Raw genomic sequence first — 7,150 nt, forward strand, 5'->3', positions numbered from 1 at the left:
CTCAATCGCCTTGCGCATCGGCCACGGCGAGCAGCCCGCGCGCGGTGTTTTCATCCGTCACCAGTGTGTCCACCATCCTGCGACGAAGCGCGGCCAGCAGGATCGGCACCTTGTGCGCGCCGCCGGCGGCGAGGATCACATTGTCGATCCGGTCAAGATCGTCCAGCGTCATGCCGATCACACGCTCATTCAGCGGGTGGTCGATCAGCGCGCCCTCGGCGTCGAGCACATAGCCCATGATGTCTCCGACGCCTCCCAAGGCGACAAGATCGTCGCGGCTCACGTCGCGCGGCAAGGCATCCCGCACCAGCAGCGAGCTTTGCAAATCGCCCGTCGCCAACGCCAACGCCTCGCAGCCGCGCACCCGGTCGAGCTGCTCCGCAATCACGTCCTGTTCCATGAACAGATCGCGGCTTTCCCGGCTGCCAGCGTAGAGAGGTGCGATGAAGAAGCTGTGCTGCGCATTGCAAAGGTCCGCCAGCCGGGTGGTGATCTCATAGCCGTTCACGTCCGATCCGCGCGACACGCCGCCCATCACCGAGACAATCTCCAGATCGGGCCGATTGATGGGCTGCATGTGCCGCGTCGCCAGGTTGAGCGTATTGCCCCAGGACATGCCGAAAGTCGCGATCGTCGGATCCGAAAGCACCGTGCCCAGCAGCGCCCCGAGCCCCGCGCCCACCAGCGGGGTGACGGCCTCCGCATTTTCGGGCGAGGGCACGATGCAGACGCGGTGCAGACGGAACCGATGCTCCAGCGTCCATTCCAGCTCGGCGGCGGCGGCGTAGACGCTTTCGACGTTGACCCGCAGGATCCCGCGCCGCCGCGCCTCGCTCAGGCTCTTGTTGACCCGCACCCGCGTGATGCCGAACCGGTCGGCCGCCTCGCTCTGGGTCAGGCCCTCGATCTCGCAGGCCCAGGCCAGCCGCACCAGCAGCTGCTCCTCCGTGTCAATCTGATCGATCTTGATGTAGCGCGCCATGGCCTGCCCTAACGCCTCACTTCACCGCACCCATGGTCAGCCCGCGGACCAGCTGCTTGGAGGCAATCAGCGCGAAGATCAGAACCGGGATCACAATGAGCGTGGAGGTGGCCATGATCTTGCCGTATGGCAGGTTGTAGCCCTCCATGAAAGAGACGGCCATCGCCGGGGCGGTCTTGGCCTCGCTGCGGGTCAGAATCAGCCCGAACATCAGCTCGTTCCACGAAAAGATGAAGGAGAAGATGGCGGAGACCGCGACGCCCGGCATCGCCAGCGGCAGGCAGATCTTGCGCATGATCGTGAATTGCGAAGCCCCTTCGAGCCGCGCGGCTTCGTCGAGGTCGTAGGGTATACCGCGAAACTGGTCGGTCACGATCCAGATCACGATGGGCAGGTTGAACGTCAGGTAGATCAGGATCAGCGTGATGTGCTTGTCCAGAAGATCGAGGTTGCGTGCGATCAGGAAGAAGGGCAGCGCCAGCACGATGGGGCTGACCATCCGGTTGGTGATGAACCAGAACCACAGATCCTTCTTGCCGCGGAACTCGAAGCGGGCGAGGGCAAAGGCGGCAGGCACACCGAGCACCAGTGCCAGCAGGGTCGTGCAAACCGCGATGATCAGCGAATTGATCAGCGTGCGCAGCACCCCGTCGTCGAACAGCGCCTCGCGGTAGTTCGCCAGCGTCGGTTCGAAGATCCACACCGGTGGCGCCTCAAGCGCCACGACTTGAGTCTTCAGCGAGGTCGTCACCATCCAGTAGAAGGGAAAGACGCAGACCGCGATCACCAGTGCCAGGAGCACGATCTGCCAGAAGAGGGAGCGCGTGGACGTCATGGCTCAGACCTCCTTGTAGAAGAGGCGGATGTAGATCTGCGCCAGCACGATGGTGATGATCAGCAGGATGACCGCTTGCGCCGAGGCCAGCCCCTGGTCGAAGGCGCGGAACCCCACCCGCTGGATCATGAGCGAGATGAATTCGGTCGCGGCCCCCGGTCCGCCGCGCGTCAGGGTAAAGACCATGTCGAAGAGCTTCAACGTATCCGCCGTGCGCAGGATCAGCACCGCCGTCAGCCCCGGCAGCAGGAAAGGTAGTTGCACATAGCGCAGTATCACCCACCAGCTCTTGGTCTCAAGCCGGGCCGCCTCTTCGACCTCGCCTGGCACCATCGTGAGCCCCGCCAGAAGCACGAGCGCCACGAAGGGCGTCCACTGCCAGACGTCCCAGAACACGATCATGATGAAGGCGTTTTGCGGATCGCCGATCCAGTTGATGTCGGCCCCACCCATCAGCTGATTCACGACCCCGAATTTCTGGTTGAACATCACCTGCCCCAGCAGACCGACGACCGCATAGGTGGTCGCCATGGGCAGCACCAGGCTGAGCCGGCAGAGCGTCTTGACCAGCGTCAGACCGGGCTGGTGCAGAAGCAGCGCAATCCCGAGCCCGAGGCCAATCTGCAAGGGCAATGCCGTGCCCAGCAGGAAGAACGTGCGCCCCATGGCCTGCCAGAAGACCTCGTCGGTCAGTACCTCCCAGTAATTTGCAAGGCCAATGAACTCGACCTGTCGCAGTTTGGTGAGGTTGAAAAAATGCAGCGAGGTCCAGACCGCATAAAGCAGGGGCGCAATGCCCACGATGGCCAGACCGAACACCGCAGGGCCAATGAAGCCGAAAAGCGTGCGCTTCGATACTCTGTTCTGCATGGAGGCCTCCCCTGCCCCGCGGGGTCTGGCGTGGGCGGCACGCGTGGTGCCGCCCATCACTGTCCCAGGTCAGGCGCCTACTGCGCGAGCGGTTTGTCACCGTCGTAATAGCCCGCGGACTCCAGAACCTCTTCCATGCGGGTGCCGATTTCCTGCGCACCTTCCTCGGTGGTCACTTCACCCAGCATCATTTTGGTGCCCCACTCCTGCACGATCTCGGTGATCTCGGGCCATTCGGCGAAGCGCGGGCGGAACTCCGGCACACCGTCCTGCCAGCTTTCCACGAGAGCCGGGATGAACTTGTAGGTCTCGGCCAGGCCTTCGTCCTGATAGACCGACTGGCGGGCCGGCACACCGCCGCGTTCGAGGTACTCTTTGGCATTTGCCTTGGACGTTGCCCACTGGATGAAGAGCCAGGCTGCCGCCTTCTCGTCGTCATCCGCCTGTTCGGCCACCGCAAGCGAGAAGCCGCCCAACGCAGGCTTACGGCCGGCTGGTCCCATGGGTTCTGGCGCGATCTCGACACAATCCGCCACGGCCGAGGTTTCTGGTGAGACAACCGTCGAATAGAAGGCCGACCATTCAGTGATCATCGCCACATCACCTTGGGCAAAGGCGTTGACCGTCTCCGCATGGTCGTAGGCCACGATGCCGTCGGGCATGTATTGCATCAGGTCCTGGCGGAACTTCAGCCCGGCCTGGCTTTCTTCGCTCATGAGGTTCGACTTGAACTCGTCATCCAGGAACGATCCGCCGAAGGGCCAGAGTACGCGTGCGAAACTGTCTGCCGATTGCGTCTCGTTGCGCTTCGACTGCAGTGCGAAAGCATATTTGCCGTCCTTGGTCAGCGCCGGGCCGTAGGTGTCCTTCAGCTCTTCCCAGGTCTCCGGCGGCCCGTCGAAACCCGCCTCTTCCAGCATGCAGCGGTTGTAGAACATCAGCCCCGAGTAGTTGTCGAAGGGCAGCCCATAGATCGTGTCATTCCAGCCGCCGAAAGCATTCAGCACCAGCGGGAAGAAATCGTCCATGTCGAGATCCGGGTCGATGATATCCGGGTAACTCGCCTGGATTTCCTCGACCGGCACGATCCATTCATTCTCGGCGAAATTGCCGATCCACACCAGGTCGATCAGCGCGATATCCAGATCGCCCTGCGCGACGAAGTCTCGCACCTGCTCACCCAGCGCGTTCTCGTAGGGATGCTTGATGATGTTGACCTTGATCCCGGTCTCTTCCTCGAAGGCAGGCAGCATCGCTTCGATCGCCTCATAGCCGGGGCGCAGCAGGAACACCACATCGACCGTGGTGCCCGCATAGGGTTCCGCCGCTTTCGCGAGGCTCCAGCCGTGTCCGTCGGCTGTCGCGCCTGTTGCCCCAAGGCTCACCAGCGCAGATGTGCAAAGCAAAGTCTTCAGTCTCATGGAAATCCTCCCTGTGTTTCGAACATTTGTTCGCTATGTAATATAAAAGTATTGACCTGCGCGCGTTGTCAATACAAACGTAACATAGCTAAGCCAATTGTACGAAAGACGTGGGAGGGCCGTGTGGCCACCATTCAGATCAAGGGGTTGAACAAGTTCTACGGCGCCACTCAAGCGCTCTTCGACGTGTCACTCGATATCGAAGACGGTGAATTCTGCGTGTTCGTGGGCCCCTCCGGCTGTGGCAAATCCACTTTGCTGCGCACCCTGGCTGGGCTCGAGGCCGCCGATTCGGGCAGTATCACCATCGACGGCTCCGACGTCACACACGCCGAGCCGGCGGACCGGAAGATCTCGATGGTGTTTCAGTCGTATGCGCTCTACCCGCACATGAGCGTGCGCGACAACATGGACTTTGGCATGAAGGTCAACAGGTTCGACGAGGCCACCCGGAAAGAGCGCATCGCCGAAGCCGCACGAATCCTGCAACTCGAAGATTATCTCGACCGCAAGCCGGGCCAGCTCTCCGGTGGGCAGAGGCAGCGAGTCGCCATCGGCCGCGCCATCGTGAAGAACCCGAAGGTGTTTCTTTTCGACGAGCCGCTCTCGAACCTCGACGCCAAGCTGCGGGTGCAGATGCGGGTCGAGCTTGAGGGCCTGCACCGCCAGCTTGGCGCGACGATGATCTATGTCACCCACGATCAGGTCGAGGCGATGACCATGGCGGACAAGATCGTGGTGCTGAACGGCGGCCGCATCGAGCAGGTCGGCAGCCCCATGGAGCTTTACCACGCGCCGGTCTCGCGCTTTGTCGCGGAATTCATCGGCTCACCCGCCATGAACGTCTTCGAGGGAAGGGTCACCTCTGGCCTTACGCTGAAACCCAGCGCTCAGCTTGTCGGTTGCCGGCCCGAGCACTTCGAGTTGCTTGCCAAGGGCGATGGGCACATCGACGCGACCGTCCGTGTCAAGGAACGGCTCGGCGCCGAGACGCTGCTCTACCTCGACACCGGCCGCGCGCAAGAGCTTGTCGCCCGGGTCGATGGCGACAACGAAATTGAGGTGGGTGCCGAAGTTGGCCTCGGCATCCCGCCCGCACGGCTGCACCAGTTCGACGCCGAGGGCCATGCACTCCGGTAGGCAGATGTCCACACGCCCCGGGCATGCCGCTGCCTTGGCCGGTCCCAACGCGAGCGTGGATCTCGTGATCTTCGATTTCGACGGGGTCGTTGCGGATAGCGAGGTGATCTCGCTCACGACCTTGCGCGAGAGCCTCAAGGCTCATGACCTCGACCTATCGCTCGACGAAGTGCGCCGCCGATGTCTCGGCGTTTCGGTGTCGAAAATCGCCCAGATGCTGGTCGACGAAAACGCTGCTGCCGATGTCGACCGGTTTCGGGCCGACTGGGAAACGCGCCTTTTCGACCGCTTCCGTCGCGATTTGAAGCCGGTCCCCGGCGTCGTCGCCTTGCTCGACCGTCTTACCGCCCGCGATATCGCCTTTTGCATTGCCTCGAGCGGCACGCATCAACGCATCGGCGTCGCGCTGGGTGCGATGGGGTTGCGGCACCGCTTCGCACATGTCTTCAGCGCGGAAGACGTCGCGCGCGGCAAACCTGCGCCTGATCTCTTTCGGCACGCAGCACGATCGATGAATATCCGCCCCAACCGCTGCCTCGTGATCGAGGATTCCGTCTTCGGTGTCACTGCCGCTCGGGCGGCCTCCATGCCGGTGATCGGCTTTCTCGGAGGCGAACACCTCAAGGCGATCCGCGACGCACACGCGGCTGAACTGAGCGATGCAGGGGCTCACACCATCGTCGACAGCCATACCGCGCTCTTTTCGGCCGCCAAAGACCTGCGAGGGCTAAGCGCGCAATAGGCCACTTCGCCCGCGTCACTACAGAGGAAGGCACGTCACCAGTGAGGTCTGTTCGGAAGGAAATCGATGAGAAGACGCGACTCCGTCCCAATTGTGGCGACCGGTCCCGCCCATCAGATCATCCAACACACAGGTCATGCGAGCCCCCAAAAGGAGCTATCCACAGCAATTGCCGGCACGTCGTATGTGCAATCATCGCCAATGCAAAAACACGGAAACCTCGCCCGCCTTCGATGGCATCGGAAACGCTATCCGACGAGCACTGTTGGTTGACCCGACACGACACCGGAATAGGCCGACCTGCGTGCAAAGCGCGCTTGTTTGGCCGCCCGCAGCAACCTGCCAGCCCCTCTTCGAGATAATGCCGCACCCATGTCATGTGGGTCACCTCCCAGCCCTCGCTGGCCGGAGGGATGCCGAAGCAGTGATACCCGAACCGCGGGCGGGCGTTGGCCAATCCACGTTGCCGCTTTCGCAAGCCCTCATCCCCTGATCGTGCGTGTGATGCCGACGGGCTGACCGGTGCAAGCCCGCCGACTGGCAGCGGACGTTCGCCATTTTTGTCGCGAAAGCCTCGAGCGCAGCGTTTCCGACCGGGCCGTCCGGCTTCGAGGGGTGTTCTCGTTTGCCAATGCGCACGACTTCTTTGCATCCGACGCACTCGTGCCGCCCAGCTTTGCTTTGTGTTTGTGGAGCCCGGCATCGCTGACCCCGGACATGCCGCAGAGCGTCCGATCTTCAACCCCTGCCTTCAACTGCTTGAGGGCTCCAATGAGCTGTTCGTCAAAATAACCTGCGATCCGCAACTCATCCCGTGCTCAGCCCCATCATCACCACCTTAACGGTCTTGATTCGGGAGGATGCGTGGCCACCAAATCCGACAAGGCCGCGCGCGCGGACTGCACCAGTCCTATCGAATGGAGTTGCTTTGCCTCCGCCCGTGTCCCGGTTGCGCCATTGGTTCGAGCAACCAATGGAGGACGAGCTGCTTCACGTCGAGGGCGGGAGGGTCAATCACAAGACGGTCGCGCGACGAGACCTTGTCCGCCATTGGTCCGAGGACAATGGTCGAGTGGCGTGAGCAAGGAGCACGGCTTGCACAGCGACCTAAGAAGCGGCGACGGCTCTGTCACACGGACAGTTCGATCATCAGAATGAGG

The 7,150-nt window shown here is 62.2% G+C and carries 6 protein-coding genes; 2 read left to right on the forward strand and 4 right to left on the reverse strand.

Going from position 1 to position 7,150, the window contains the following annotated elements; genetic code table 11:
* Position 1: 1 nt before the first annotated feature.
* From MUB52_RS21940 to MUB52_RS21955, 4 genes are all read right to left on the reverse strand, one after another.
* Positions 2–982 carry a sugar-binding transcriptional regulator gene (locus MUB52_RS21940; RefSeq protein ID WP_263846296.1) on the reverse strand — a complete coding sequence of 327 codons (981 nt, stop codon included), beginning with the start codon at positions 980–982 and terminating at the stop codon, positions 2–4.
* A gap of 16 nt (positions 983–998) precedes the next feature.
* Complete coding sequence (locus MUB52_RS21945; protein WP_263846297.1) at positions 999–1,817, reverse strand: carbohydrate ABC transporter permease; 819 nt, start codon at positions 1,815–1,817, stop codon at positions 999–1,001.
* 3 nt (positions 1,818–1,820) lie between these two features.
* Positions 1,821–2,687, reverse strand: coding sequence for a carbohydrate ABC transporter permease (locus MUB52_RS21950; protein WP_263846298.1), 867 nt, complete (start codon positions 2,685–2,687; stop codon positions 1,821–1,823).
* A gap of 77 nt (positions 2,688–2,764) precedes the next feature.
* On the reverse strand, positions 2,765–4,108 hold the full coding sequence (locus tag MUB52_RS21955; protein WP_263846299.1) for an ABC transporter substrate-binding protein: 1,344 nt from the start codon (positions 4,106–4,108) through the stop codon (positions 2,765–2,767).
* Between the two features lie 123 nt (positions 4,109–4,231).
* Here MUB52_RS21955 and MUB52_RS21960 point away from each other — a divergent pair, with 123 nt between their 5' ends.
* Both MUB52_RS21960 and MUB52_RS21965 read left to right on the forward strand, forming a co-directional pair.
* Entirely contained in the window at positions 4,232–5,248 is a 1,017-nt protein-coding gene (locus MUB52_RS21960) for an ABC transporter ATP-binding protein (RefSeq protein ID WP_263846300.1), read from the forward strand.
* 4 nt (positions 5,249–5,252) lie between these two features.
* On the forward strand, positions 5,253–5,990 hold the full coding sequence (locus MUB52_RS21965) for an HAD family hydrolase (RefSeq protein ID WP_263846301.1): 738 nt from the start codon (positions 5,253–5,255) through the stop codon (positions 5,988–5,990).
* Positions 5,991–7,150 lie beyond the last annotated feature (1,160 nt).

The organism is Roseobacter sinensis, assembly GCF_025755255.1.
In the GTDB taxonomy this organism is placed as follows: Bacteria; Pseudomonadota; Alphaproteobacteria; order Rhodobacterales; family Rhodobacteraceae; genus Roseobacter; species Roseobacter sinensis.

What these genes read in the sequence shown, in the direction of transcription:
- MUB52_RS21940 (WP_263846296.1), bottom strand. Translation starts at nt 982, where the DNA reads ATGGCGCGCTACATCAAGATCGATCAGATTGACACGGAGGAGCAGCTG.
- MUB52_RS21950 (WP_263846298.1), bottom strand. Translation starts at nt 2,687, where the DNA reads ATGCAGAACAGAGTATCGAAGCGCACGCTTTTCGGCTTCATTGGCCCT.
- MUB52_RS21965 (WP_263846301.1), top strand. Translation starts at nt 5,253, where the DNA reads ATGTCCACACGCCCCGGGCATGCCGCTGCCTTGGCCGGTCCCAACGCG.
- MUB52_RS21945 (WP_263846297.1), bottom strand. Translation starts at nt 1,817, where the DNA reads ATGACGTCCACGCGCTCCCTCTTCTGGCAGATCGTGCTCCTGGCACTG.
- MUB52_RS21955 (WP_263846299.1), bottom strand. Translation starts at nt 4,108, where the DNA reads ATGAGACTGAAGACTTTGCTTTGCACATCTGCGCTGGTGAGCCTTGGG.